The 24,419-nt window shown below is 71.3% G+C and carries 26 protein-coding genes; 22 read left to right on the top strand and 4 right to left on the bottom strand.

Annotated features, from left to right (window positions below; genetic code table 11):
- Window positions 1–4: 4 nt before the first annotated feature.
- From KSO98_RS01700 to KSO98_RS01660, 9 genes are all read left to right on the top strand, one after another.
- Entirely contained in the window at window positions 5–781 is a 777-nt protein-coding gene (locus KSO98_RS01700) for a sugar phosphate isomerase/epimerase family protein (RefSeq protein ID WP_225283070.1), read from the top strand.
- Window positions 778–1,473, top strand: a complete 696-nt coding sequence (locus tag KSO98_RS01695) for an ABC transporter ATP-binding protein (RefSeq protein ID WP_225283068.1) — start codon at window positions 778–780, stop codon at window positions 1,471–1,473. Before KSO98_RS01700 ends, KSO98_RS01695 begins: the two co-directional genes overlap by 4 nt.
- On the top strand, window positions 1,470–2,210 hold the full coding sequence (locus KSO98_RS01690) for an ABC transporter permease (protein ID WP_225283066.1): 741 nt from the start codon (window positions 1,470–1,472) through the stop codon (window positions 2,208–2,210). Before KSO98_RS01695 ends, KSO98_RS01690 begins: the two co-directional genes overlap by 4 nt.
- A 19-nt stretch (window positions 2,211–2,229) precedes the next feature.
- Window positions 2,230–3,030, top strand: a complete 801-nt coding sequence (gene proC / locus KSO98_RS01685) for a pyrroline-5-carboxylate reductase (RefSeq protein ID WP_225283065.1) — start codon at window positions 2,230–2,232, stop codon at window positions 3,028–3,030.
- 17 nt (window positions 3,031–3,047) lie between these two features.
- Window positions 3,048–4,229, top strand: coding sequence for an acetoin utilization protein AcuC (locus tag KSO98_RS01680; RefSeq protein ID WP_225283064.1), 1,182 nt, complete (start codon window positions 3,048–3,050; stop codon window positions 4,227–4,229).
- A gap of 173 nt (window positions 4,230–4,402) precedes the next feature.
- Window positions 4,403–4,609: a helix-turn-helix domain-containing protein gene (locus KSO98_RS01675; protein ID WP_225283063.1), complete on the top strand. Its 207-nt coding sequence runs from the start codon at window positions 4,403–4,405 to the stop codon at window positions 4,607–4,609.
- A gap of 106 nt (window positions 4,610–4,715) precedes the next feature.
- A complete protein-coding gene (locus KSO98_RS01670; RefSeq protein ID WP_017933175.1) occupies window positions 4,716–4,817 on the top strand; it encodes a 30S ribosomal protein bS22 in 102 nt (33 codons plus the stop codon).
- Window positions 4,818–4,850: 33 nt separating this feature from the next.
- A complete protein-coding gene (locus tag KSO98_RS01665; protein ID WP_225283062.1) occupies window positions 4,851–5,888 on the top strand; it encodes an NAD-dependent epimerase/dehydratase family protein in 1,038 nt (345 codons plus the stop codon).
- Window positions 5,881–7,020 carry a lysophospholipid acyltransferase family protein gene (locus tag KSO98_RS01660; protein WP_225283061.1) on the top strand — a complete coding sequence of 380 codons (1,140 nt, stop codon included), beginning with the start codon at window positions 5,881–5,883 and terminating at the stop codon, window positions 7,018–7,020. The genes KSO98_RS01665 and KSO98_RS01660 overlap by 8 nt, the downstream gene beginning before the upstream one ends.
- On the opposite strand, the gene KSO98_RS01655 is transcribed toward KSO98_RS01660, so the two are convergent.
- From KSO98_RS01655 to KSO98_RS01645, 3 genes are all read right to left on the bottom strand, one after another.
- Window positions 7,021–8,256, bottom strand: coding sequence for a DUF5667 domain-containing protein (locus KSO98_RS01655; protein WP_225283060.1), 1,236 nt, complete (start codon window positions 8,254–8,256; stop codon window positions 7,021–7,023).
- A gap of 127 nt (window positions 8,257–8,383) precedes the next feature.
- Window positions 8,384–9,169, bottom strand: a complete 786-nt coding sequence (locus tag KSO98_RS01650; protein WP_225283059.1) for a sigma-70 family RNA polymerase sigma factor — start codon at window positions 9,167–9,169, stop codon at window positions 8,384–8,386.
- 154 nt (window positions 9,170–9,323) lie between these two features.
- Complete coding sequence (locus tag KSO98_RS01645; protein ID WP_225283057.1) at window positions 9,324–10,232, bottom strand: HAD family hydrolase; 909 nt, start codon at window positions 10,230–10,232, stop codon at window positions 9,324–9,326.
- 210 nt (window positions 10,233–10,442) lie between these two features.
- Here KSO98_RS01645 and KSO98_RS01640 point away from each other — a divergent pair, with 210 nt between their 5' ends.
- The 6 genes from KSO98_RS01640 (at window position 10,443) to hemB (ending at window position 16,571) form a co-directional block, all read left to right on the top strand.
- Window positions 10,443–10,679, top strand: a complete 237-nt coding sequence (locus KSO98_RS01640) for a glutaredoxin family protein (RefSeq protein ID WP_225283056.1) — start codon at window positions 10,443–10,445, stop codon at window positions 10,677–10,679.
- Window positions 10,680–10,786: 107 nt separating this feature from the next.
- Complete coding sequence (locus KSO98_RS01635) at window positions 10,787–11,446, top strand: redox-sensing transcriptional repressor Rex (protein ID WP_225283055.1); 660 nt, start codon at window positions 10,787–10,789, stop codon at window positions 11,444–11,446.
- 82 nt (window positions 11,447–11,528) lie between these two features.
- Window positions 11,529–12,815 carry a glutamyl-tRNA reductase gene (locus KSO98_RS01630; RefSeq protein WP_225283054.1) on the top strand — a complete coding sequence of 429 codons (1,287 nt, stop codon included), beginning with the start codon at window positions 11,529–11,531 and terminating at the stop codon, window positions 12,813–12,815.
- A complete protein-coding gene (hemC, locus tag KSO98_RS01625; RefSeq protein ID WP_225283053.1) occupies window positions 12,812–13,756 on the top strand; it encodes a hydroxymethylbilane synthase in 945 nt (314 codons plus the stop codon). Before KSO98_RS01630 ends, hemC begins: the two co-directional genes overlap by 4 nt.
- Before the next feature lie 85 nt (window positions 13,757–13,841).
- Window positions 13,842–15,476 (top strand): bifunctional uroporphyrinogen-III C-methyltransferase/uroporphyrinogen-III synthase, encoded by a 1,635-nt coding sequence (locus tag KSO98_RS01620; RefSeq protein ID WP_225283052.1) that lies wholly within the window; start codon window positions 13,842–13,844, stop codon window positions 15,474–15,476.
- A gap of 108 nt (window positions 15,477–15,584) precedes the next feature.
- Window positions 15,585–16,571, top strand: coding sequence for a porphobilinogen synthase (gene hemB / locus KSO98_RS01615; protein WP_225283051.1), 987 nt, complete (start codon window positions 15,585–15,587; stop codon window positions 16,569–16,571).
- A 128-nt stretch (window positions 16,572–16,699) separates the two neighbouring features.
- On the opposite strand, the gene KSO98_RS01610 is transcribed toward hemB, so the two are convergent.
- Window positions 16,700–17,953 (bottom strand): lytic transglycosylase domain-containing protein, encoded by a 1,254-nt coding sequence (locus KSO98_RS01610; protein WP_225283050.1) that lies wholly within the window; start codon window positions 17,951–17,953, stop codon window positions 16,700–16,702.
- A 254-nt stretch (window positions 17,954–18,207) separates the two neighbouring features.
- Here KSO98_RS01610 and hemL point away from each other — a divergent pair, with 254 nt between their 5' ends.
- Genes hemL through KSO98_RS01575 form a run of 7 tightly spaced genes read left to right on the top strand, consistent with a single transcriptional unit; the run spans window position 18,208 to window position 24,388 of the window.
- The gene (gene hemL / locus KSO98_RS01605) at window positions 18,208–19,536 is read left to right on the top strand and encodes a glutamate-1-semialdehyde 2,1-aminomutase (protein ID WP_225283049.1); all 1,329 of its coding nucleotides are present in this window, start codon (window positions 18,208–18,210) and stop codon (window positions 19,534–19,536) included.
- Window positions 19,533–20,207 carry a histidine phosphatase family protein gene (locus tag KSO98_RS01600; protein ID WP_225283047.1) on the top strand — a complete coding sequence of 225 codons (675 nt, stop codon included), beginning with the start codon at window positions 19,533–19,535 and terminating at the stop codon, window positions 20,205–20,207. Before hemL ends, KSO98_RS01600 begins: the two co-directional genes overlap by 4 nt.
- 1 nt (window position 20,208) lies before the next feature.
- Complete coding sequence (locus tag KSO98_RS01595; protein ID WP_225283046.1) at window positions 20,209–20,802, top strand: TlpA disulfide reductase family protein; 594 nt, start codon at window positions 20,209–20,211, stop codon at window positions 20,800–20,802.
- Window positions 20,795–21,553 (top strand): cytochrome c biogenesis CcdA family protein, encoded by a 759-nt coding sequence (locus KSO98_RS01590; RefSeq protein ID WP_225283045.1) that lies wholly within the window; start codon window positions 20,795–20,797, stop codon window positions 21,551–21,553. The genes KSO98_RS01595 and KSO98_RS01590 overlap by 8 nt, the downstream gene beginning before the upstream one ends.
- Window positions 21,550–23,106, top strand: a complete 1,557-nt coding sequence (gene resB, locus KSO98_RS01585) for a cytochrome c biogenesis protein ResB (protein WP_225283044.1) — start codon at window positions 21,550–21,552, stop codon at window positions 23,104–23,106. Before KSO98_RS01590 ends, resB begins: the two co-directional genes overlap by 4 nt.
- Window positions 23,103–24,116 carry a c-type cytochrome biogenesis protein CcsB gene (gene ccsB, locus KSO98_RS01580; RefSeq protein ID WP_225283043.1) on the top strand — a complete coding sequence of 338 codons (1,014 nt, stop codon included), beginning with the start codon at window positions 23,103–23,105 and terminating at the stop codon, window positions 24,114–24,116. The genes resB and ccsB overlap by 4 nt, the downstream gene beginning before the upstream one ends.
- Window positions 24,113–24,388, top strand: a complete 276-nt coding sequence (locus KSO98_RS01575; protein ID WP_225283042.1) for a DUF4229 domain-containing protein — start codon at window positions 24,113–24,115, stop codon at window positions 24,386–24,388. Before ccsB ends, KSO98_RS01575 begins: the two co-directional genes overlap by 4 nt.
- Window positions 24,389–24,419: the final 31 nt, after the last annotated feature.

Raw genomic sequence — 24,419 nt, 5'->3', positions numbered from 1 at the left:
AGTGATGACCCGCATCGGCCTCTCCACCGTCTCGGTCTATCCGGAGTCGACCGCGCACGCGTTCGCGTACGCCCGCTCCGTCGGCTACGACGCCGTCGAGGTGATGGTCGGCGTCGATGCGCTGTCCCAGCAGACCTCGGCCGTGCAGCAGCTCAGCGACCACCACGGCGTCCCGATCTCGGCGGTGCACGCACCGTGTCTGCTCTTCACCCAGCGGGTCTGGGGCACCGACCCGTGGGGCAAGCTCGAGCGCTCGGCCGAGATGGCGCACGCCGTCGGTGCCGGCACCGTGGTGGTGCACCCGCCGTTCCGCTGGCAGCGCGAGTACGCCGCCGGCTTCGTCGAGGGGATCGCGAAGATGGAGGCCAACACCGGCCTCTACTTCGCCGTCGAGAACATGTACCCGTGGCGCGCCTCCAAGCGCTCCATGCAGATGTACCTCCCGCACTGGGACCCCTCGACCGAGGACTACGCGTCGACCACGATCGACCTCTCGCACGCCGCGATCGCCCAGGACGACGTCATCGAGATGGCCAGGCGGCTCGGCCCGACCCTGCGCCACATCCACCTGACCGACGGCACCGACGGCGCCAAGGACCAGCACCTGGTCCCCGGGCGCGGCGACATGAACGCCGCCGCCTTCCTGCGCCACCTCGCCACCAGTGGGTTCGACGGCGAGATCGTGCTCGAGATCAACACCCGCAAGGCAGCCACCAAGGCCGAGCGCGAGGCCGACCTGCGCGAGTCGCTGGAGTTCGCGCGCGAGCACTTCCGACCATGACCATCGAGATCGCGGGCCTGGTCGTACGGCGTGGGGGCCGTGCCGTGCTCGACGGCCTCGGCCTCGACGTCGGTCCGGGCGTGACCGGCCTGCTCGGCCCGTCCGGGTGCGGCAAGTCGACGCTGCTGCGCGCGATCGTCGGCGTCCAGCGCATCCACGGCGGCACGGTCACGGTGCTCGGCGAGCCGGCCGGGTCGGCGGCGCTGCGCCGGCGGATCGGGTACGTCACCCAGGCCGCCAGCGTGTACGACGACCTCACCCTCGCGGAGAACCTGCGCTTCTTCGCCCGCGTGCTCGGAGTCGCGCCCGAGGAGACCAGCCGCGTCATCGAGGCGGTCGACCTCGGCGCCCAGCGCCACCACGTCGTCGGCCGGATGAGCGGCGGCGAGCGCTCGCGCGCCTCCCTCGCCGTCGCGCTGCTGGGCCGCCCCGACGTCCTGGTCCTCGACGAGCCGACCGTCGGCCTGGACCCGGTGCTGCGCCGTGACCTGTGGGCGCTCTTCCACCGGCTCGCCGACGACGGTGCGATCGTCCTGGTCAGCAGCCACGTGATGGACGAGGCGGACCGCTGCGATCAGCTGCTCCTGATGCGCGAGGGCGCGATCATCGCCGCCGACACCCCGGATGCGATCAAGCAGCACGCCGGCACCGCCGACATCGAGTCGGCGTTCCTGACGCTGGTGGAGTCGTGACCCCCACCCGCACGCTGGCCGTCGCCCTGCGTGTGCTGCAGCAGGTGCGCCGCGACCCGCGCACCCTGGCCATGCTCGTCGTCATCCCCTGCGCGCTGATGGCGCTGCTGTGGTGGATGTTCCGCGAGGTGCCGAGCCCCTCGCCGTTCGACCGCACCGGCCCGGCGCTGCTGGCGATCTTCCCGTTCGTGGTGATGTTCCTGATCACCTCGGTGACCACGCTGCGCGAGCGCGCCTCGGGCACGCTCGAGCGGCTGCTCGCGATGCCGTTGGGCAAGCTCGACTTCCTCCTCGGCTACGGGCTCGCCTTCGGGCTGCTCGCCGCGGTGCAGTCCGGCGCCGCCGTCGGCGTCTCGGTCGGCCTGCTCGGGATGGAGGTGCACGGCTCGGTCGGCGTGCTGCTCGTGGTGGCGGTGGCCGACGCGGTCCTCGGCACGGCCCTCGGCCTGTTCGTCTCCGCGTTCGCGAACACCGAGTTCCAGGCGGTCCAGTTCATGCCCGCGCTCGTCGTGCCGCAGATCCTCCTGTGCGGTCTCTTCGTGCCCCGCGACCAGCTGCCGGGTGTGCTGCACGCGATCTCCGAGGTGCTGCCGCTCTCCTACGCGGTGGACGCGATGCAGCACCTCACGGTCGGCTCCGCCGATTCCGCGGTCGCGCAGGATCTGCTGGTCGTCCTCGGGTACGCCGTCGCTCTGCTGATCCTCGGCGCGGCGACACTGCGCCGCCGTACACCCTGATCGCGGCTAACCTTCGCGTGTGACTTCCACGATCGCGATCATCGGCGTCGGCAACATGGGTGAGGCCGTCCTGGCCGGGCTGCTGAAGGCCGGCCACGCGCCCGAGACCGTCGTGGCGGGCGTCCGCCGGCCCGAGCGTGCGGCCGAGCTCGCCGAGACGTACGGCATCGCCGCGCTCGACCCCGCCGGCGCGGCCGCCGAGGCCGACGTCCTGATCCTCGGCGTGAAGCCCTACCAGGTCGTCGACGTGCTGGCCGGTCTCACGATCCGCCCCGAGCAGCTGATCATCTCGCTGGCCGCGGGCCTGACCACCGCCTCGATCGAGGCCGCGCTGCCGCTCGGGGTCGGCGTCGTCCGGGTCATGCCCAACACGCCCTCCCTCATCGGGGAGGGGATGTCGGTGGTCGCGGCCGGCTCGCATGCGCGTCCCGAGCAGGTCGCTCGCGCCGAGGAGATCCTGGCCGCGATCGGTCAGGTCGTCATCGTCCCCGAGTCGCAGATCGACGCCGCCGCGGCGATCAGCGGCTCGGGCCCGGCCTACGTCTTCTACATCGCGGAGTCCCTCGTCGAGGCCGGCGTGCACCTCGGCATGACCCGGGCGGTCGCCACCCAGCTGGTCAATCAGACCCTGGCCGGCTCGTCGCTGATGCTGCGCGAGACCGGCGAGCACCCGGCGGTGCTGCGGGAGAACGTCACCTCGCCCGGCGGCACCACCGCCGCCGCGCTGCGCGTCTTCGAGCGCGCCGGGCTGCGCGGGATCCTGCTCGACGCCACCCGGGCCAACCGCGACCGCTCGCGGGAGATCGGCCGCGGGGAGTGACAGGTACCGTCAGCCCCATGGATGGGTGCACCGGGGGCGCGGCGGTCGTCTACGACGCCAGCCTGGGGGAGTACGACTTCGGACCCTCCCACCCGATGGCACCGGTCCGGGTGGCGCTGACGATGCGCCTCGCCGGCGACCTCGGCGTCCTCGACCGCCTCGAGGTGGCCCCCGCCCCGATGGGGACCCTCGACCAGCTGGTCACCGTGCACGACCCGCAGTTCATCGAGGCCGTCGAGCGGGCCGGCGCCAGCATGCGCCCCGACCTCGAGTTCGGCCTCGGCACCGAGGACAACCCGCTCTTCCCGGAGATCCACCACGCCAGCGCCCACATCGTGGGCGCCAGCATCGAGGCCTGCCGCCGGGTCTGGGCGGGCGAGAACGTCCATGCAGTCAACCCGATGGGCGGGCTGCACCACGCCATGCCCGGCAAGGCCAGCGGGTTCTGCATCTACAACGACGTCGCCGTCGGCATCCAGTGGCTGCTCGACCACGGCGCGGAGCGCGTCGCGTATGTCGACGTGGACGTCCACCACGGCGACGGCGTCGAGCGGGTCTTCTGGGACGACCCACGGGTGTTGACCATCAGCCTGCACGAGACCGGCCAGATGCTCTTCCCGGGCACCGGCTTCGCCGACGACGTGGGTGGGCGCGACGCGCAGGGCAGCGCCGCCAACGTCGCGCTGCCGCCCGGAACGGCAGACCACGGCTGGCTGCGCGCGTTCCACGCGGTCGTCCCGGACCTGATCCGCGAGTTCAAGCCCGACATCCTGGTCACCCAGCAGGGCTGCGACTCCCACGCCGAGGACCCGCTCGCCGACCTGATGCTCAGCGTCGACGGTCAGCGGGCCGCGTACGTCGCGCTGCACGCGCTCGCGCACGAGGTGTGCGGGGGCAAGTGGGTCGCGTTCGGCGGTGGCGGCTACGCCGTGATCGACGTGGTGCCCCGCGCCTGGACCCACCTGCTCGCGGTCGCGAGCGGGGAGCCGGTGGACCCGTCGACCGAGGTTCCGGGCGCATGGCGCGAGCACGTCCGGGAACTGGCCGGGGTGGAGGCGCCGAGGCTGATGACCGACGGTAAGGTGCCCGCTTATCGGGACTGGTCGAGGGGCTACGACCCGAACACCTGGCTGGACCGGCAGGTCAACGCCACCCGTATGGCGGTCTTCCCCCTGTTGGGCCTCGACCCGCTGCCCTGAGGTGGCGATGGGCCCGAATCGCCACGAAATCAAGTCGACACGCCGTACGCGATAAATTACCATCCGTTTCCTCTTCCCCACGAGTCACAGGGGGCACTAACCTCACGCTCAGTGCAGCGTGATGTTCATCGGTGGGGAAGCCGATGGCGCGTTGCGAAGAAAGCGTGGAAACGATGGCTGCCAACAAGCCCGGTGACATCTCCGACAGCACGTTCCTGACGGTTGCTGAGGTCGCAGCGATGATGCGCGTCTCCAAGATGACCGTCTACCGCCTCGTCCACAGCGGCGAGATGCCGGCCGTCCGCGTCGGCCGTTCCTTCCGTGTCCGTGAAGAGGACGCCAACGACTACCTGAAGAACTCCTTCTACAACGCCGGCTGATCCCCGATTCCGCCACCTCTGGCCACGCCCGATAGGCTGGCCCGACCGGTGGAGTCGCATCCGCCGGCGCCGGCGAAGGTCGTCGGTGCAGTCGAAAGGTTGTTCCGTGGGATCTGTCATCAAGAAGCGTCGCAAGCGGATGGCGAAGAAGAAGCACCGCAAGCTGCTCAAGAAGACGCGTGTTGCCCGTCGCAAGCTCGGCAAGTGACGCTCGGATCCAACTGATCTCGCGTTAGAGCCAGTGGCCAGCGCAGGGCGGGTTGTTCTCGTCACCGGGGTCTCTCGAGACCTCGGTCGCAGGTTTGCGCGCGCGGCCGCGGCTCACCCGAACGTCGACCGGGTGATCGGCGTCGACGTGGTCCCGCCCGGTGGTGACATCGGCGGGATGTCGTTCGTCCGCGCCGACATCCGCAATCCGGTGATCGCCAAGGTGATCGCCAAGGAGGACGTCGACACCGTCGTCCACCTCAGCATCATCTCGACCCCGCTCGTCGGTGGCGGTCGATCGATGATGAAGGAGCTCAACGTCATCGGCACCATGCAGCTCCTCGCTGCCTGCCAGAAGTCGGCGACGGTCAAGAGCCTCGTGGTGAAGTCGACCGCCCACGTCTACGGCGCCAGCAGCCGCGACCCCGCGATGTTCACCGAGACCTCGGAGACCAGGCGCGCGGGTGGCGGCTACGCCAAGGACGTCGCCGAGATCGAGGGATACGTCCGCGGCTTCGCCCGCCGGCGCCCCGACGTCTGCGTGACGACGCTGCGCTGCGCCAACGTCATCGGGCCCAAGGTGACGAGCCCGATGACGAGCTACCTGCGGCTGCCGCTCATCCCGCGCCGGCTCGGCTACGACCCGCGGCTGCAGTTCCTGCACGAGCACGACCTCTACGGCGCACTCGGCCACGTGCTGCGCTCGGAGGTCGCCGGCACCTTCAACCTCGCCGGCGACGGCGTGATGCCGCTGTCCCAGGTGGTCCGCCGCCTGCAGCGCCCGATGCTCCCGGTGCCCTCCTTCGGGCTGGGCCTGCTCAAGTCGGCCCACGTCGCTCAGGTCTCGCCCGAGCTGCGCGCCCTGCTCACCTTCGGTCGCGGCATCGACACCACCCGCACCCGCGAGGTGCTCGGCTTCGAGCCCACCTACTCCACGGCTGCGGCGCTCGACGACTTCGCCCAGGACCTCGTCCCCACCGGCGGCCGCGTCGACCGCGCACTCGCCACCCTCGAGGCGCAGCTGCCCTCCGTACGCGCTCAACACGCCTTGCAGGAGAGTCTCGATGGGTGACGCCGAGATCATCCCGATCGGCACCCGGGGCCGCCCTGGACGGGGCACCGGCCAGGCGCCCTCTGCCGCGGCGCGCGCGCTCGCGAAGCCGAAGGCGCGCCCCGCACCCGCGCCCGATCCGGTCGAGGAGTCCCCGGCCGAGGCCGGGAGCGAGACCGCGCCGGTGATCGAGCCCGCTGAGGCTGCCCCCGCCGCGGCCGCGGCGCCCGCGTACACGCAGGACAGAGGTCCGCTGAAGCACATCCCGCTCGCCGAGTGGCAGGCCGCGCTCGACATCGCCGCGCGCGAGATCTTCGGTGAGGAGTGGGAGCCGCAGCTGGCCCGCTTCCTCGCCTTCCTGCGCCGCCGCGTCACCGGCGACTACGTCGTCGACGAGTACGGCTTCGACGCCGAGCTCACCCAGCGCTTCCTGGTCAGCCTGCTGCGCCCGGTCGCGCAGAAGTGGTTCCGGATCGAGGTCCGCGGCCTCGAGAACGTCCCGGCCGAGGGTGGCGCGCTGGTGGTCTCCAACCACTCCGGCACCCTGCCGATGGACGGCCTGATGACCATGGTCATGCTCAACGACCTGGCCGGACGCTCCCTGCGCCCGCTCGGTGCGGATCTGGTCTTCCGGCTGCCGATCGTCGGCTCCCTGGCCCGCAAGGGCGGCGCCACCCTGGCCTGCTCCGAGGACGCCGAGCGGATGCTGCGCGGCGGCGAGCTCGTCGGCGTGTGGCCGGAGGGCTTCAAAGGCATCGGCAAGCCCTATAGCGAGCGCTACAAGCTGCAGCGGTTCGGCCGCGGCGGCTTCGTCTCCTCCGCCCTGCGGACCGGCGTGCCGATCGTGCCGCTGTCGGTCGTCGGCGCCGAGGAGATCTATCCGCTGGTCGGCAACATCCCCGCGCTCGCGAAGGCGATGGGCGTCCCGTACCTGCCGATCACGCCGTTCTTCCCGCTGCTCGGCCCGCTGGGTGCGATCCCGCTGCCGTCGAAGTGGCTGATGGAGTTCGGCGAGCCGATCCGCACCGACGAGTACGACGCCAGCGCGGCCGAGGACCCGATGCTGGTCTTCAACGTCACCGACCAGGTGCGCGAGACGATCCAGCAGACGCTCTACTCGCTGCTGATGCAGCGCCAGTCCGTCTTCCGCTGATCAGGGAGCGGTGGTCTTCGTCGAGCCGAGGAGGCCGCCGAGGAGGTCGTCGACCCCGCCCGTGACGCCGCCGACCGTGTTGTCGAGCTGATCGGTCAGGCCGTTGGTCAGCCCGCCGGTGACCCCGTCGAGGGTGTCCCCGACACCGCCGGTGACGCCCTGGACGACGCCGCCGATCGTGCTGGGCTTCGAGGTGGGCCGCGTGCTGCCCTGGCCCGTGCTCGTGCCGGAGCCGCTCTTGCCGATGGTCGGCAGCAGCGACGGGAGGACGTTCGCCGGGCCGACGTTGCTCGGGACGTGGGGCAGCGTGGGCGACGTCTTCCCGCCGCCGGTCGTGCCGGACCCGGTGCTGCTGCCGGTGCCGGCCGGGGGCTGCAGCGACTTCGCGATCGTGCCGATCGTGTCGGAGGTCGCGGCGAGCAGCGTCTCGGGGATCGAGGTGATCGGGTTGCCCGCGCAGGTCGGGCAGAGGTTGCTGGCCGCGGTGTCGATCATCAGGACCGCCTGGGCGGCCGCGGTCAGCGCGTCCTTGGCGCCGGCAGGCAGCAACGGCTCGAGGACGGTCAGCTGGTCGATGCTGTCTGAGGTGAAGGCGTGCAGCTTCTCGATGGAGGCGGCGTCCTGGTGCTCCTGGTAGTCGCTCAGCAGGATGTCGGAGGCCTTCTTGGCCTGGTCGGCGAAGCTGTTGAGGGTGTCGTTGATCCGGGCGACGTCGTCGTCCGAGCCACGGGAGAGCTGGGCGACCTCGTCGAGGCGGGTGTCGGCGTCGCTGAGGAAGGCGCTGGCCTTGCCGCTGTCGCTGGGGGTGAAGCCGGTGCGGACGTTCTCGATCGCGCGCTTCACCGGGTAGAGCGGCTGGCCGGGCAGGGAGCCCTGCGAGGCGAGCGCGGTGCCGGTGCTGGCGCCGACGATGGCCAGCGAGGCCAGCCCGACGGTGATGCGGCGCTCGTGCTTGCGGCGGACCGGGTTGTTGCGGACCGTGAGGCGATCGGTGATCGCGTCGCCGCCGCCGGCGGCGAGCTCGGTGACCGCCGCGGTCATCAGGCGCTCTCGCAGAGCAGCGGAGAAGGCGGGGCGGGGCTGGATCTCCGGCACGGCGCTGAGCGCAGCAGCGAAGCCGGCCAGCTCGGCCAGGTCGGCCGACACCGGTTCGGTGACGGGTGCGCCGCTCAAGGTGCTCTCGACCAGGCGGTCGAACTCCTCAGCGCGGCGGCGTGTGGTGAACGCCGGGCTCATCGCAGTGGTCCTACTCGGGTGAAGTGGGTCAGGTGCGGAACGGGCGGGGTGGTGCCGTTCCACACCGATAACGTTTCCCGGAGCCCGAAGGTTACGGTTGTTGAAGACTTAACTTCCGTGCGTCGCATCACCCACGCAGCCCTTCCGGCATCAGCTTCGCCAGATTGCGCACGCCCCGGAGCTGCAGCTGCTTGACGGCACCGTCGCTGCGGCCGAGGACGGCGGCGGTCTCAGCGATCGAGAGACCCTGCAGGAAGCGCATCACGACGCAGTCGCGCTGCTCGTCCGGGAGCTTGGCGAGCGCCTTGAGGAGCACCTCGTTGGTCAGGCTGGCGAGCACCGCGGACTCGGGGCCCTCGGTCGCGTCGTCGTGCTGGCCCATGTCCTCGGTGGCCATCTCCAGGCGCGTACGGCCGGCCTTGAAGTGGTCGGTGGCGAGGTTGCGGGCGATGGTCATCAGCCAGGCGCCGAAGTCCTTGCCCTGCCAGCGGAAGCCGGTCATCGAGCGCAGCGCCCGGAAGAACGTCTCCGAGGTGAGGTCCTCGGCCAGCGTCGAGGAGCGCGTGCGGTAGAAGAGGAAGCGGTACACCGCCGTGTGGTAGTGGTCGTAGAGCAGGCCGAACGCATCGGTGTCGCCCTTGCGGGCCAGCTCGACGAGGGCGATCAGCCGGGTGCGCTCGGCCGCGGAGACCTCGGAGGAGGCGGCGAGCGCCTCGTCGTCGGGGCCCTCGTCGTCGGCTGGATCCCGGGGGCGTAGGTTGGCCGGGTCGGCGCCGTCCTTCTCGGTGGCGGCCTCGGACCAGAGCATCCCCGCCGGAACGCCGGCGGTGGCCGGCTCCATCAGCAGGGCCGCGACGGCAGCACGAAGCGCGTTGAGTCCGCGCTCAACCTCCGTGCCGTATCGCGGCGCCATCTGGTCCCTCCCCGTCATTCCCCTGGGACGAAGGTCACTCTACGTTTCCGTGCAAGGTCTGTCAGGGGTCCGGCCATCATCTGGCCCATTCGGACCATGCGGATCTGGCCGAGTGTCATGCGTACCCGAGGGCCGACGCAAACCGGAGGGTTTCTCAGCGACGCTTCTCGCGCAGGGCCGACGCCGCTGCCAGGCCGCCCGCCGCCGCGCCGCCGATCAGGCCGGCGGTGAAGCCGGCGCGCGCCGCCTTCCGGCCGGTGCGGTAGTCGCGGATCTGCCAGCCGTTGGCCTTGGCGTGGTGGCGCAGCCTGACGTCGGGATTGATCGCGGTCGCGTGCCCGACCAGGCTGAGCATCGGAAGGTCGTTCGCGGAGTCGGAGTAGGCCGAGCACTGGCTCAGGTCGAGGCCCTCGCGGGCGGCCAGCGCCTTGACGGCCTCGGCCTTCGCGCTGCCGTGCAGCATCTCGCCGACCAGTTGCCCGGTGTAGACCCCGTCGACGTGCTCGGCGACGGTGCCCATCGCGCCGGTCAGGCCGAGCCGACGCGCGATGATCTGGGCGATCTCCAGCGGGGCGGCCGTGACCAGCCAGACCCGCTCGCCGCGGTCGAGGTGCATCTGCGCCAGTGCGCGCGTGCCGGGCCAGATCCGGTCCGCCATCGCCTCGTCGAAGATCTCCTCGCCGACCTCCTGGAGCTCCTGCACGGTGTGACCGGCGATGAAGCTGAGCGCGGAGTTGCGGGCGGCCTCGACGTGCTCGGGGTTCTCGACCCCGACGAAGCGGAAGTACGCCTGCTTCCAGGCCGCCCCGACGATGTCGCGGGTGGTGAAGAACTTGCGGCGGTGCAGACCTCGCGCCAGGTGGAAGATCGAGGCGCCCTGCATGACCGTGTTGTCGACGTCGAAGAAGGCGGCGGCGGTGCTCGCCGGACCGGTCGAGGTGCTCAGTGCCGACTCGACCTCGGCGGCCGCCGCGGAGGCCTCCCCGGCAAGAACGGAGCGGCGCTGCAGGTCTTTGCGGCGCAGCTCGTCACGGCGACGCTGGCGATCGCGAGCGCTACTCATGCACGTACTCGCTTCGCTCCGTGCGCGCATGAGGCACAAGGGGCGCTGCGTTGGATGATTCGCTCGCTGCGCTCGCTCATGCCGACGAGACTAGGGGACCGAGCGAGCGACGGCACGAGGGAGGAACGAGCTCCGGTGTCGGCCGCGAGCGAGGGAGCCAGGCGCGCAGCGCCTGGGGGAGGGAGTGTGGGCGTGGGGGAGACTGTGAGGGTGGTTGCACGCATCACCCTCTACTCCCGCCCCGGCTGTCACCTCTGCGACGACGCCCGCGCCGTCATCGAGCGGGTCTGCGCCGACCTGGGCGAGAGCTTCGCCGAGGTCTCCATCGACGACGATCCCGCACTGCGCGAGCGGTACGGTGAGGAGATTCCCGTCACACTGGTCGACGGCAGGCAGCACGACTTCTGGCGCGTCGACGAGGCGAGACTGCGTGCCGCGCTCTCCTGAGCGTTTTGTTCTCACGTTCACAAACTCCTACAGTGATCTGGCCGCTGGGCGAACCCGGGCCGTGATGTGCCCCCACCCGTGGCGTGGCAAGTAGAGAGCGCACACCTGTGACCGCACGTAGCAGCGACGGCAACCGGGACATCCCGGAGGCGACCGTGGCACGACTCCCGGTCTACCTCCGTGCCCTCGTCGCGCTGACCGACCAGGGGATCAGCGTCTGCTCCAGCGAGGAGCTCGCCACCGCGGCCGGGGTCAACTCCGCGAAGCTGCGCAAGGACCTCTCCTACCTGGGCTCGTACGGCACCCGCGGCGTCGGGTACGACGTCGACTACCTGCGCTACCAGATCGCCCGCGAGATCGGCGGCACCCAGGACTGGCCCGTCGTCATCGTCGGCATCGGCAACCTCGGCCACGCGCTGGCCAACTTCTCCGGCTTCCGCAGCCGCGGCTTCCGCGTCGTGGGCCTGCTCGACGCCGACCCGGCGATGGCCGAGGCGAGCGTCGCCGGCATCCCCGTACGCCCCTTCGCCGACCTGCCCGCGATCGCGGCCGAGCACGGCGTCGCGATCGGCGTCATCGCCGTGCCGGCGGTCGCCGCGCAGAGCGTCGCCGACGCGATGGTCGACGCCGGCATCTCGAGCATCCTCAACTTCGCCCCGATCGTGCTCAACGTCCCCGAGGGCGTGGACGTGCGCAAGGTCGATCTCTCCATCGAGCTCCAGATCCTCGCCTATCACGAGCAGCGGAAGGCGGTGCAGGCACTGTGAGCGAAGTCTTCCGCCGCTGCGGACCGCAGCGCACATCGGACCTGGCCCTAGCGGCGGCAGCGCGAGCGAACGGAACAATGTTGTGAGCGTCCTCGTCGTCGGCATCTCCCACAACTCGGCCCCCGTGCAGCTGCTCGAGCAGCTCGCGATCGACAACGACGGGCTGCACAAGCTCGTCCAGGAGGTCTCGCACACCGAGCACGTCACCGAGGCCACCGTCATCGCCACCTGCAACCGGCTCGAGGTCTACTCCGAGGTCGACCGCTTCCACGGCTCGGTCGAGGAGCTCTCCCGCCTGCTGATCGGTCACGCCGACCTGCGCGTCGAGGACGTCCTGCCGCACCTGTACGTCCACTACGACGACGGCGCCGTCTCGCACCTGTTCAAGGTGACCGCCGGCCTCGACTCGATGGCGGTCGGCGAGAGCCAGATCCTCGGTCAGGCGCGCGCCGCGCTCCAGCTCGGCCAGGAGCTGGGCACCGTCGGACCGGCCCTCAACACCCTCTTCCAGCAGGCCCTGCGGGTCGGCAAGCGCAGCCATGCCGAGACCGACATCGACAAGGCCGCGCCCTCCCTGGTCACCGCCGCGCTCGAGCGCGCCCGTGCCACCGTCGGCCCGGTCGCAGGGCTGCGCGTGGTGGTCCTGGGCGCCGGCGCGATGGCCGGTCTGGCCACCGCCACCGTCTCCCGGATGAACGCCGGCGAGGTCGTCGTCCTCAGCCGCACCGCCGACCGGGCCGAGCGCCTCGCCACCGAGTACGGCGCCCGCTCCGCCTCCATGGACACCCTCGCCGCCGAGATCGCGCAGGCCGACATCGTGATCGCCGGCGCCGGCGCCCGCGGCCACCTCGTCACCCCCGACATGATCGGCGCCAAGCCGGTCGCACTGATCGACCTCGCGCTCACCCGCGACATCGACCCCGCCTGCGACGACGTCCCGGGCGCGGAGCTGATCGACCTGGCCACCCTCGCCACCGACCTGCACGCCTCCGAGGCCGGCCAGGAGGTGCTGGCCGTGCGCGGCATCGTCTCCCAGGAGGTGACCGCCTTCCTCGCGGCCCGTCGCCAGGCCCAGGTGACCCCGACCGTGGTCGCGCTGCGCTCCATGGCCACCACCGTGGTCGACGCCGAGATGGCCCGTCTCGACGGGCGCCTGCCCGGCCTCGACCGAGCCACCCGCGACGAGGTGCTGCGCACCGTGCGCCGGGTCGCCGACAAGCTCCTCCACGAGCCGACCGTCCGGGTCAAGGAGCTGGCCAACGACGGCGGGGCGATCTCCTACGAGCGCGCCCTGGCCGAGCTCTTCGCGCTCGACCCGCAAGCCGTCTCCGCGGTTACCCGCCCGGGCATCGGCGAGGTGCAGAAGTGACCGCGCGTCCGGCAGACCGAGCACTGCGTCTCGGCACCCGTCGCTCGAAGCTGGCGATGACGCAGTCCGGCCACGTCGCGGACATGATCCGCGCCCTGGGGCGCGAGGTCGAGCTGATCGAGATCGTCTCCGAGGGTGACCGCACCCAGGAGGCCGGCACTCCGATCACCGCCTCCACCCCGACCGGCGTCTACGTCAGCGCCCTGCGCGACGCCCTCCTGGCCGGCGAGATCGACCTGGCGGTGCACTCGCTCAAGGACCTGCCGACCTACCCGTACGACGGCGTCACCCTCGCCGCGATCCCGCCGCGTGAGGACCCGCGCGACGTGGTCGTCGCCCGCGACGGCCTCACGCTGGGCGAGCTGCCCGCCGGCGCCCGCGTCGGCACCGGCTCCCCGCGCCGCGCGGCCCAGCTGCACGCGCTCGGCCTCGGCCTGGCGATCAGCGGGGTGCGCGGCAACGTCGACACCCGCATCGGCAAGGTCACCAGCGGCGAGTTCGACGCGGTCGTGCTGGCCCGGGCCGGGATGGCCCGGATCGAGCGGCTCGACGAGATCACCGAGGTCCTCGACCCCATCCAGGTGCTGCCGGCCCCCGGTCAGGGCGCGCTGGCGATCGAGTGCCGTAGCGACGACGCCGAGCTGATCGCGCTGCTGGGCGGCCTCGACGACGCGCCCACCCGCGCGGCCGTCACCGCGGAGCGCCAGGTCCTGGCCACCCTCGAGGGTGGCTGCGCCGCACCGATCGGCGCACTCGGCGAGGTCGTCGAGGGCGAGGACGCCGCCGAGCTGTGGCTGCGCGCGGTCGTCCTCTCCGACGACGGCGCCGTGGCCATCCGGCGCTCCGCCTCCGGACCGGTCGGTAACGCCGTCGGCTTGGGGGAGCGGCTCGCACAGGAGATGCTTGCCGACGGGGCGGACCAGTTGCGAGCAGGTCAGTGATGGCCGCCGCGACGAACGACGTGAAGAGCATGGGCAGCGGCGCATCCGGCGTCGAGGCTCCCGAGCAGGGAATGGTGCACAGCGCATGACCAACAAGACTCCCAAGAGTGGGACCAGCGAGCCGGGCTGGGTGTCGTTCGTCGGCAGCGGCCCGGGCGACCCGGACCTGCTGACCGTCCGTGCCGTCGAGCTGCTGCGGCAGGCCGACGTCGTCGTCACCGAGGCCCCCGAGCACGAGCCCCTCGTACGGGTGCTGCTCGGCCTCACCGAGGACGCCGAGGGCGGCCCCGAGTTCGTCGACGGCGGCTTCGGCGAGGACGGCCAGCCGCTGACCCACGCCGCGCGCGCCAAGGTGGTGGTCAAGCACGCCAAGAAGGGCGGCCACATCGTCCGCCTGATGGTGGGCGACCCGTTCCTCTACGCCTCGGGCCCGGAGGAGGCGCAGGCCTGCGCCAAGGCCGGCATCGGCTTCGAGATCGTCCCCGGCGTCTCCTCGGTCGTGGCCGTGCCCGCCTACGCCGGCATCCCGCTGACCACCAAGGACAACCGCGAGATCGCGGTCGTGACCTGCGGCGAGAAGATCGACTGGAGCCGCTACGGCGACGACCGCACCCTCGTCCTGCTCTCGGGCGTAGGTCTGATCGGCGACATCGCCGCGGAGCTCGTCGCCGCCGGCCGCAAGCCGGAGACCTCGGTGTCCATCACCCGCGTCGGCACCACCACCGAGCAGGTCACGCTGACCTCCACGCTGGCCGACGTCGCCGCCGACGTCCGCGCGGCCCGGATCGCGCCGCCGGCCATCATCGTCATCGGCAAGGTCGTCGACCTGCGCGGCACGCTGTCGTGGTTCGAGACCAAGCCGCTCTTCGGCTGGCGCGTGCTCGTCCCCCGCACCAAGGAGCAGGCCCCCGCCCTCTCCCAGCGTCTGCGCGCCTACGGCGCGGTGCCGGAGGAGGTGCCGACCATCTCGGTCGAGCCGCCCCGCAACCCCCTGCAGATGGACAAGGCCGTCCGCGGCCTGGTCGAGGGCCGTTACGAGTGGATCGCCTTCACCTCGGCCAACGCGGTCAAGGCGGTCAAGGAGAAGTTCGACGAGTACGGCCTGGACGCCCGCGCCTTCTCCGGCCTCAAGATCGCCGCGGTCGGGGACAAGACCGCCGCGACGCTGCTCGAGTGGGGCCTGCGCCCCGACCTGGTGCCGGACGCCGAGAACCAGTCCGCCGCCGGCCTGCTCGACGTGTGGCCCGAGTTCGACGAGCTGATCGACCCGATCAACCGGGTCTTCCTGCCGCGCGCCGACATCGCCACCGAGAACCTCATCGCCGGCCTGATCGACCTGGGCTGGGAGTGTGACGACGTCACCGCCTACCGCACCGTCCGGGCCGCCCCGCCGCCGGCGCCGACCCGCGACGCGATCAAGACGGGCAAGTTCGACGCGGTCGTCTTCACGTCGTCCTCGACGGTGCGCAACCTCGTCGGCATCGCGGGCAAGCCGCACGCCTCGACGATCATCGCCGCGATCGGCCCGGCCACCGCGAAGACCGCCGAGGAGCACGGCCTGCGCGTCGACGTCCTCGCCGCGTCGCCGTCGGTGGAGGCGCTCACCGAGGCGCTCGCCGACTTCGGTGCCGCCCGTCGCTCGGCGATGCTGGAGGCCGGCCAGCCGGTCACCAAGCCCAGCGAGCGCAAGCCGACCGGGCGTCGCGCCCGCGCCAAGTAGTCGCGGATACGCTCGCCGGCGCTCGCTCCTCGACCAGCGGACCACTCGTCGAGGAGACCGAGCGCCAGGCGAGGTCGTATCGAGACCCAGCATCGATCGGAGAAGCAGATGCCCGAGATCCAGCGACCTGTCGTCCGTCCGCGCCGCTTGCGCGCCACCCCGACCCTGCGCCGGCTCGTCGCCGAGACCTCGGTCGAGGCGCGCCAGCTGGTGCTCCCGGTGTTCGTCCGTGAGGGCATCGACGCGCCGGTCCCGATCAGCTCGATGCCCGGCGTCGTGCAGCACTCGCGCGACTCGCTCAAGGCGGCCGTGGCCCAGGCCGCGGAGCTGGGCATCGGTGGTGTGATGCTCTTCGGCGTGCCGACCTCGAAGGACGCCGCCGGCTCGGGCGCCATCGACCCGGACGGCATCCTCAACGTCGCGATCGCGGACTGCGTGGCCGAGGTCGGGGACGCGCTGCCGATCATGGCCGACCTGTGCCTCGACGAGTTCACCGACCACGGCCACTGCGGCGTCCTCGACGCCCGCGGTCGCGTCGACAACGACGCCACCTTGGCCGTCTACGCCGAGATGGCGCGTGCCCAGGCCGCGGCCGGCGTCACCATCGTCGGTCCCTCCGGGATGATGGACGGCCAGGTCGGCGTGATCCGCGCCGCGCTCGACGCGGCCTCCCACGAGGACGTCGCGATCCTGGCCTACTCCGCCAAGTACGCCTCCGCGTTCTACGGCCCCTTCCGCGAGGCCGTCGACTCCTCGCTCCATGGCGACCGGCGCACCAACCAGCAGGACCCCGCCAGCGCCCTCGAAGCCGTACGGGAGCCCCTGCTCGACGTGGAGCAGGGCGCCGACATGGTGATGGTGAAGCCGGGGCTGCCGTACCTGGACGTGCTCCGGCAGGTCCGCGACGCGGTGGACGTGCCCGTCGCGGCCTACAACATCTCCGGTGAGTACTCCATGGTCGAAGCGGCTGCGGAGCGCGGCTGGATCGACCGCGAGGCGGCGATCCTCGAGTCGTTGACGGCGTTCCGACGGGCCGGCGCGGACATCGTGCTGACGTACTGGGCTATCGAGGCTGCTCAGCTTCTCGCTCGCTGAGGCGGCCGCCGTCCGGCCGCCCGCACGTGCGGTCGCCCGCACGTGCGGCCGGCGGCTTGCCGGGGAAGCAGCACAGCCCCGGCCTGGTGGCCGGGGCTGCTGTGGTGCTGAGCTGGGTGGCGGTGCTGTTACTTCGCGCCGCCGAGGAGGCCGCCGACGATGCCGGTGACGGCTCCGGCGAGGCCGGAGACGACGCCCGTGACGCTCTTCTGCGCCTGGGGCAGGGTCTTGCCGGTGAGCTCGTTGACGCAGGTGGTCAGCGCGGAGGCCGGCTCCTGGGCCGTCGTGGCGGCGAAGGCCTGGGTGCAGACCTGGGTGAGCTGGGCGACCGAGGCGACGGTGTCGGTGACGGCCTTGACCGGCTGCTCGATCGCCTGCTTGACCGGCTCGGCCGGGTCGGCGGACTTGGTCGGCTTGGGGGCCGGAGCGCTCGTCGAGCCGCCGGCCGGAGCGGCCGGGGCCGCGCTCGGCGCCGTCGAACCGGTGGCGGTCGTGCGGGTCGTGACCGGCTTGTGGTGCTTCGTCACCGCGTGATGACGGCCGCCACCCATCGACGTCGACGGCGTCAGGTAGGCCGCCGGGACCGTGTAGTTGGGCACCGAGGAGTAGTCGCCGGCCAGGTAGGCGTTGGCGACGCCGAGCACCGTGTCGACGTACGACTGGCTGTGGTTGTAGCGGTAGACCGCGCGCTCCTCGCCCGCCATCGTCGACAGGTCGCCGCTGCCCGAGCAGAGGTAGACCGCGGTCGCGAGGGCGGCGTCGTCGATGTCCTGCGGGTTGCGCTGGCCGTCGCCGTCCGCGTCCACGCCGACGACCGCCCAGGTCGAGGGAATGAACTGCATCGGGCCGACCGCGCGGTCGAAGCTGGTGTTGCCGTCGTACGCGCCGGCGTCGGTGTCAGCGATCTCGCTCGTGCCGGCCGAGCCGTCGAGGACCGGGCCGAGGATGCCGGGGGTGGCGACGCCCTGGGCGCTGAGGGTGTTCCCGTCGGCGCGGCCGTGGTTCGACTCCACCCGGCCGATCGCGCCGATCAGCTGCCACGACAGGTGGCAGGCCGGGTCGGCCTTGTCGATGACGTTCGCGGCACGCTGGTAGGCCGCCAGGGCGGCCGCGGGGATGCCGGAGCTGTCAGCGGTCTGGATCATCTGCTGGCCGAGGCCCGGGGCGACATCCGTGCCGCCACCCATGCCCGAGCCGATGCTCGCGGCGTCGGCGATCTCGTCGGCGGGCACCAGGATCCCGCCCGAGCCGTTCGTCGGGCTGCCGCTCGCCTCCGCCGAGCCGGCGCCGAGGCCGGTCAGGCTGATGGTCCAGGCAGCCGACAGGGCCGCCAGCGGCACGAGCGCAGCGGCCTTCTGGGCCTTGCCGAATCGAGCAGTCATCTCTTTCTTCCCCCTGATCCGCCGTACGGGCTCGTACGACTACGTGCTCCCTCACGTGACCGGCCCAACGAGCCTACCCGCGAGTTAGTTACGGACGTCACGTTTCTTCGGGCCGGTTCCCCGGCGGGCACGCGTGTATCCAGGAGACGCGCGCGGCGGGCGGTCATGACGGGCTTTTCGGCACCTCTGTCCGATCGGTCAGCCGGGCATGGCCCGGTTGGGCTGCTCTCAGGTTGCTGGGTGACAATGACGCGGTGTCCTACGACCCGTCCGGCTCCCTGCCCGCCTCCGAGGCTCTCTTCGCGCGCGCGAAGGCGGTGACGCCCGGTGGGGTGAACTCGCCGGTCCGGGCGTTCAACGCCGTCGGCGGCACCCCGCGCTTCATCCGCTCGGCGAAGGGTGCCTGGCTCACCGACGTCGACGGCAACGAGTACGTCGACCTGATCTGCTCATGGGGCCCGATGCTGCTGGGCCACCAGCACCCCGAGGTGATGGCCGCGGTCAGCGCCGCGATCGCCCGCGGCACCTCGTACGGCACCCCGACCGAGCCCGAGGTCGAGCTCGCCGAGGAGCTGGTCCGCCGTGCCCCCGTCGAGGAGGTCCGCTTCGTCTCCTCCGGCACCGAGGCGACGATGTCCGCGATCCGCCTCGCCCGCGGCTTCACCGGCCGCGACGTGGTGATCAAGTTCGCCGGCAACTACCACGGTCACGTCGACTCGCTGCTCGCCTCGGCGGGCTCGGGCCTGGCCACCTTCGCCGTCCCCGGCACGCCCGGCGTGCCGGCCTCCAGCACCGAGCTGACCCTCGTGCTGCCCTACAACGACCGCGCCGCCGTCGAGGCCGTCTTCGCCGAGCACGGCCCGCGGATCGCCTGCCTCATCACCGAGGCCAGCCCCGGCAACATGGGCGTCGTCCCGCCGCTGCCGGGCTTCAACCGGTTCCTCTCCGAGATCTGCACCCGGCACGGCGCGCTCTTCATCTCCGACGAGGTGATGACCGGCTTCCGCGCCAGCCGCGAGGGCTACTGGGGCATCGACGGTCTGCACGAGGAGTGGCGCCCCGACCTGGTCACCTTCGGCAAGGTGATGGGCGGCGGCTTCCCGGCGGCCGCGTTCGGCGGTCGTGCCGACGTGATGCGCCGCCTCTCCCCGGAGGGCCCCGTCTACCAGGCCGGCACCCTCTCGGGTAATCCGATCGCCACCACCGCAGGTCTCACCACGCTGCGACTCGCGACCGACGAGGTCTACGCCCACATCACGCACGCCGCCGAGCAGGTGAAGGCGGCGATCGCGGACTCCTTCACCGCCGCCGGCCTGCCGCACGTCATCCAGAGCGCCGGCACGATGTTCTCGGTCTTCCTCGATGACGCGCCGGTGACGGACTTCGACGGCGCCAAGCGCACCGACGAGAGGGCGTACGCCGCGCTCTTCCACAGCATGCTCGACCAGGGCGTCTACCTGCCGCCCAGCGCGTACGAGGCGTGGTTCCTCTCCTCGGCGCACGACGACAAGGCCATCCAGCAGATCATCGACGCGCTGCCGACCGCGGCCCGTGCCGCCGCTGCGACCCAGGAGAACAAGTGAGCACCGAGACGATCGTCCACCTGCTGCGCCACGGCGAGGTCCACAACCCCGAGGGCATCCTCTACGGCCGCCGCGACGGGTTCCACCTCTCCGAGCGTGGTGCGGCGATGGCCGAGCGCGTCGCCGAGGTCATCGGCGGTCGCGACATCACCCACGTCGTCTCCAGCCCGCTCGAGCGCGCCCAGGAGACGGCCCGCCCGCTCGCCAAGGCCCGCGGCGTCGAGATCGTCACCGACGCCCGCGTGATCGAGTCGGAGAACTGGTTCGAGGGCAAGCGGTTCAGCCCCGGCGACAACGCCCTGCGTCACCCGAGCGCCTGGATCAAGCTGTGGAACCCGCTCAAGCCGAGCTGGGGCGAGCCGTACAAGGTGATCGTCGAGCGCATGATGGCCGCGGTCCACGACGCGCGCGACGCCGCCGAGGGCCACGAGGCCGTCATCGTCTCCCACCAGCTGCCCATCTGGACCACCCGGCTGGCGGCGGAGAAGAAGAGCTTCCTGCACGACCCGCGCAAGCGGCAGTGCACGCTGTGCTCGCTGACGTCGTTCCACTTCGTCGACGACCGTTTCGACCGGATCTCCTACAGCGAGCCCGCCGGCGACATGATCCCGGAGAAGGACCGGCGTGCGCCGTTCTCGGCCGGCGATGCTCCGGAGGAGCTGCGTCCCTGACATGCGCACCCCTTCCCACGTACGCCCGCTGCTCCTCGCGGCGCTGGCTCTCGGGCTCTCCGCCTGCGGCATGAACGGCACCAACCAGGGCAGCTACATCACCGGCAACAGCCAGGTGGAGCCCGTCGCCGTCGCCGACCGCGGCGAGCCGATCGACCTGAGCGGCACGACCCTCGAGGGCAAGCCGTACGACCTCGCGGCCGACCGCGGCAAGCCGGTCGTGCTCAACACCTGGTGGTCGGGCTGCGGGCCGTGCAACAAGGAGGCGCCGATGCTCCAGCAGGCCTCCGAGAAGCTCGGCGACACGGCGACGGTCGTCGGGATCAACATCCGCGACTCCTCGGCGGCCGACGGGCTGGCCTTCGAGCGCAAGTACGACGCGACGTACCCCTCGATCTACTCGCCGGACGGCAAGGCGGTGCTCGCCTTCCCGCCGAAGTTCGCGCCGCGCTCCGTGCCCGCGACCGCCATCCTCGACAGTCAGGGCCGGGTGGCCGCCATGATCCGCGGCGTCATCCCCTCGGCGCTGACGCTGACCGAGACGGTGCAGTGCGTGGCCGATCCCAAGGCCCAGGGGTGCAAGGGCTTTGAGTAACTGGTTCTCCGACACCGCCGGCTCCGGCTCGATGGTGCTGGCCGTGCCGGTCGCGGTGGTGGCCGGGCTGGCGTCGTTCCTGTCGCCGTGCGTGCTGCCGATGCTGCCGGGCTACCTCTCGTACGCGACCGGCCTCTCGGGCGCCGAGCTCGCCTCCGGTGACGTCCGGCGCAGCCGGATGCTGCTCGGCTCGGTGCTCTTCGTCCTCGGCTTCTCGGTCGTCTTCGTCGCGCTCGGCGTCGCGACCGGCTCGCTCGGCTACTGGTACCTCGAGCACCAGGTGCTCATCGACCGGATCCTCGGCGTCTTCACCATCGTGATGGGGCTGGCGTTCCTCGGGGTGCTGCCGTGGTTCCAGCGCGACCTGCGGGTGCACAAGGTGCCGGCCGTCGGCCTGGCCGCCGCGCCCCTGCTCGGCTTCCTCTTCGGCCTCGGCTGGGCCCCGTGCGTCGGCCCGACGCTCGGCGTGATCGACGGGCTGGCCGCCACCTCCGGCACCGCCGCCCGCGGCGGCGTCCTGCTGGCGTTCTACTCCCTCGGCCTCGGACTGCCGTTCATCCTCTTCGCGGTGCTGTGGCGCCGCGCGCTCGGCGCGCTGACCTTCCTGCGCCGTCACCAGCGGTGGGTCACCCGCATCGGCGGCGTGATGCTGATCCTGGTCGGCCTGGCGCTGCTCACCGGCTGGTGGCAGTACGCGCTCGACTGGCTGCAGATCCACCTCGTCGACCACTGGTCTGGAGTGACCCTGTGACCGGATCCCCCCGCGAGGCGACGCCTCGCGAGATGACCGCGCGCGAGCTGGCCCGGTGGTCGTGGCGCCAGCTCACGTCGATGCGTACGGCCCTCATCCTGCTGCTCCTGCTCGCCATCGCGGCGGTGCCGGGGTCGCTGATCCCGCAGGAGAACCTCGACTCGGTCAAGGTCTCCAACTGGCAGGACGCGCACACCACGCTGACCCCGATCTACCGGCGGCTCGGCCTGTTCGACGTCTACGGCGCCCCGTGGTTCGCCGCGATCTACGTGCTGCTGATGGTCTCGCTGATCGGCTGCATCATCCCGCGCCTGTTCGTCTACTGGCGCGGCCTGCGCGCCCAGCCGCCCGCCGCTCCGCGCAACCTGCTGCGGATGCCGGCCGCGACCTCGTACGAGACCGCCGAGTCCGTCGAGGAGGTCGTCGCGCGCGCGAACGCGGTGCTCGGCCGCAAACGCTACCGGCTGCGCCGGGAAAGCGCCGCGGGTGAGGTCGCCGCCGAGAAGGGCTACCTGCGCGAGGCGGGCAACCTGCTCTTCCACTGCGCCGTGATCATCGTCCTGGTCGGCTTCGCCGTCGGCTCGCTCTTCGGCTACAAGGGCGGCGTGATCGTCTTGGTCGGCGACCAGTACGGCTTCTCCAACGAGCTCACCCAGTACGACGACTTCGCGCCCGGCAGCCTCTTCAAGCCCGACCAGCTCAACTGGTTCGACCTGCACATCCACGACTTCCACGTCGACTGGCTGACGTCGGGTCCGCGGCAGGGGATGGCGAAGGGCTTCAAGTCCGAGGTCCAGTACGAGGACGGCCCCAGCAGCCCGAGCAAGTCGTACGACCTCGCGGTCAACCACCCCCTCGACATCGGCGGCACCGAGGTCTTCCTGATCGGCCACGGGTACGCCCCCGTCGTCACGATCCGCGACGGCAAGGGCGACATCGTCGCCTCCGGTCCGCGGGTCTTCCTGCCGGAGAACCAGAGCTTCCTGTCCTTCGGCGTGATCAAGCCCGCCGCCGGCAACATCTCCGCGCAGGGCCTGTTCTACCCCGCCGAGGTCACCCTCGGCGGCGTCCCGCAGAACATCACCGGCGACATCGGTGACAAGTCCGCCGCGATGCTGTCGCTCCAGGTCTGGAAGGGCGACAACGGCATGCAGGACAGCGAGCAGTCGGTCTACACGCTCGACACCTCGCGGATGACCAAGGTCAACGACACCGGCGGCCGCGCGTTCAACCTGCGCGTCGGTCAGACCGCGAAGCTGCCCGATGGCCTGGGCACGATCACGTTCGACGACGTGGTCCGCTGGAACAAGCTGCAGATCAGCCAGACCCCGTTCAAGCACGTCGCTCTCGGCGGCGTCTCGCTGGCGCTGCTGGGCCTGATGGGCTCGCTCTTCATCCGTCCGCGACGGGTCTGGGTTCGTGCCCGGGAGACCGCGGGTGGCACTCTGGTCGAGGTGGCCGTCCTCGACCGCTCGGGCAACGACGAGGTCGATGCCGTGGTCTCCGGCCTGGTGGCACAGCTGCAGGGTCGTGAAGTGGAGGAAATGTCGTGAGTACCCATGCGTACGAGCTGCTGAGCAATCGCGCGGTCGCGACGGCTGCGGTCGTCTACTTCCTGGCGCTGCTCAGCCACTTGGTGGAGTGGTCCGCCCTGATCGGGCGTCGCCGCGCGGACGTCGAGGAGCGCGAGCTCGTGGGTGCCGGCGCGCCCGCGGTCGAGGCGCGCGGCCTCGAGACCCCCGACGAGGACCGCTCCGAGCGGGTCGCCATGTTCGGCCGCCTCGGCTACCTCCTGACCTGCATCGCCGCGCTGGCGCATCTCACCGCCGTGGTCTCGCGCGGCCTGGCCGCGGGCCGGGTGCCGTGGGGCAACATGTACGAGTTCACCGTCACCGGCACCTGCATCGTCGCGGTGGCCTACGTGGCGCTCTACCGCCGCCTCAAGCTCTCCTGGATGGCGCCCGCCGTCGTCGCGTTCGTGATGGTCTTCCTCATGGTCGGCGTGCTGGCGCTCTACGCGCCGGTCGAGCCGCTGACCGAGGCCCTCAACTCGTACTGGCTGGTCATCCACGTCTTCGCCGCCTCGCTGGCCACCGGCGCCTTCACCCTCGGCGGCATCGCCTCGATCATCTACCTGATCAAGCGGCGCTATCCCGACGCCGACTCCGGCTGGATGTCGCGGGTGCCGTCGCTGGCCTCGCTGGACCGGACCGCCTACCGGATCCACGCCTTCGGCTTCGTGCTGTGGACCTTCGCGGTGCTCATCACCGGGCCGATCTGGGCGCACCAGGCGTGGGGCTCCTACTGGAACTGGGACCCCAAGGAGGTCTGGGCGTTCATCACCTGGGTCGTCTACGCCGGGTACCTGCACGCCCGCGCCACGGCCGGCTGGAAGGGCCGCAACGCCGCCATCCTGGCGATCGTCGGCCTGGCCACCCTGTGGTTCAACTTCATCGGGATCAACTACTTCTCCACCACCTCGGCGCACTCGTACGCGAGCGTGCCGTCGCACGCGCCGGCGATCGTGGACGGCCCCGCGGCCGGAGGTACGGTGACGGCGTGAAGGAGTTCGTCGTCTACACCCTGCTGCGCCTGGTCGTCCTGCTCGCCACGTTCGCCATCGTGGCCGGCATCTGGGCGCTCTTCACGGACAGCTTCAACATCGTCTGGCCGGCGATCATCGCGATCGTGATCAGCGGGCTGCTCTCGTACAAGCTGCTCAACGGCCCGCGGGCGGCCTTCGCCGCTCGTGTCGAGGAGCGCGCCGCCCGTACGGTCACCGCCTTCGAGGAGATGAAGGCCAAGGAGGACCAGAAGGAAGAGCGCCAGGGCTGAGGGTCCAGCCGCTGCGCGGCTGTCTCGCTCG

Source organism: Nocardioides nematodiphilus (genome assembly GCF_020216525.1).
Classification (GTDB): domain Bacteria; phylum Actinomycetota; class Actinomycetes; order Propionibacteriales; family Nocardioidaceae; genus Nocardioides; species Nocardioides nematodiphilus.
This window is presented reverse-complemented; position numbering and strand designations above follow the sequence as displayed.